At 32.5% G+C, this 1,071-nt stretch carries 1 protein-coding gene; it reads left to right on the forward strand.

Translation table 11 applies throughout. The features are described 5' to 3' along the window. Positions 1-1,066, forward strand: a 1,066-nt coding sequence (locus JCM10991_RS11755) for an RNA-guided endonuclease TnpB family protein (protein WP_025021595.1), incomplete at its 5' end; no start/stop codon positions are given. Positions 1,067-1,071: the final 5 nt, after the last annotated feature.

The following is a 1,071-nucleotide window of genomic DNA, read 5'->3' on the forward strand; positions in this document are numbered from 1 at the left end:
GCGGTCAAAAAGCGACCTTAATTCTTTAATGGTTCAATCCGTATTTAGAACTGTAAGTGCTAGATATAGAACAGTTGAAACTCAATTAAAACAAAGACCATTTAAGTATAAAACGGATGAGATTGACCCTAAAACTGGCAAAAATATTTGGAAGCATATTCCTCGTGATTTGGAATGGTTACGAAAACCGATTAAGTTTTCTAGACCACAAGCTGATTATGTACGTTCTTATAACTATTCCTTTGTTCAAAAGGGAACTAAAATTTCAATTAACGTTCTTGGTAAACGTATTAAAGTCCCTTTTAATGCTACTTACTTACCATTTTCCTTAGAAGATAAGGATATTAAATTAGGTACTGCCAAATTAGTCTGTCTTAAAGGTCATTGGTTTTTACACATGTCATATACTAAAGCAATTAGTGAATGGCAAAAAGAAGATAATCAACATGTAGTTGGCATTGATAGAGGATTACGTTTTCTCACAACTGCTTATGATGAAAAAGGTAAGACTAACTTTGTTAGCGGTAAAAGTATTGCATATAAGCGTAAAAAGTATGCTTATTTACGAAGTAAATTACAAGCTAAAGGAACTAAGTCAGCTAAAAGAAAGTTAAAACGACTAGAGCATCAAGAGAACCGTTGGATGGCAGATATTAATCACTGCTTATCTAAGACACTTGTTGAACGATATGGTCAAAATACTTTGTTTGTCTTAGAAGACTTAACTAATGTTACTTTTGAAAAATCTAATTCCAATAAAGGACAAACTAGAGAATTGCACTCATGGTCATTTTACGATTTACAGACTAAATTAATTTACAAGGCTCAAAGAAATCAAAGTCAAGTGTTAATTGTGTCTGCAAAGTATACCAGTCAACGTTGTCCTCGATGTGGTCAGATTAGAAAAGAAAACCGCAATCATTCCTTACATGAATATAAGTGTGTGAATTGCGGATTTAGAACTAATGATGACCGAGTAGGTGCAATGAACTTACAAGAATTAGGTAAACAATATATTTCGGGCATTGAAAAACCAAAATTTGAATTAAATAACGTTACTGACTGATATTG

Origin of the sequence: Ligilactobacillus equi DSM 15833 = JCM 10991 (assembly GCF_000615765.1) — a bacterium.
GTDB lineage: Bacteria > Bacillota > Bacilli > Lactobacillales > Lactobacillaceae > Ligilactobacillus > Ligilactobacillus equi.